1 protein-coding gene is annotated in these 559 nt (G+C 51.9%); it reads left to right on the top strand.

Annotation, left to right across the window (positions count from 1 at the left end):
• Positions 1–194: 194 nt before the first annotated feature.
• Positions 195–559, top strand: a 365-nt coding sequence (locus GFB48_RS17425; protein WP_163938786.1) for an acyltransferase, incomplete at its 3' end; no start/stop codon positions are given.

The following is a 559-nucleotide window of genomic DNA, read 5'->3' as shown; positions in this document are numbered from 1 at the left end:
TTCAAAATGACGCCATGAACATTTCATCATTTTCATATCCATTGAATTCATTCCGCCACCTTGTGATTTGATTTTTGCTCGCCGGCGCCTTCTCGGTCTCATTTTATGTTGCGGGATGCGCTTGGAAATGTGGGTTACTACACTGACTTCGGCGCCTTCCCCAATGAGTGATGATTTTAAAAAAGGGAGATTAGATGGCTTGGCTTGACGCGGCGAGAGTGATTTCCATCTTTGCGGTTGTCTTTCTGCACATATCGGCATCCGTTGTGACTGAAGCGGATTTTGGTTCGTTGACCTGGTGGCACGGAAATATCTATGACTCGCTGGTTCGCTGGTGTGTGCCGGTTTTCGTCATGATCAGCGGCGCGTTGCTGCTGGATGAAAGCCGGGTGGAAAACGCGGCCGCCTTCTACAGGCGGCGGGTCAAGAGAATCGTGCTGCCCCTGATGTTCTGGACGATTGCCTTTATCTTCTGGAATGCCATCAAGGCTAGGTTCTCGGGAGCGGAATTCGGCTTGGCGGAGGCCGTGAAGAGCGTGGCGAGAGGGAAGCCCCACTA

It is taken from the genome of Paraferrimonas sp. SM1919, assembly GCF_010993985.1.
GTDB lineage: Bacteria > Pseudomonadota > Gammaproteobacteria > Enterobacterales > Shewanellaceae > SM1919.
Note: the sequence above shows the minus strand (reverse complement) of the source record. Positions and strands in the feature narration are given on the sequence as shown.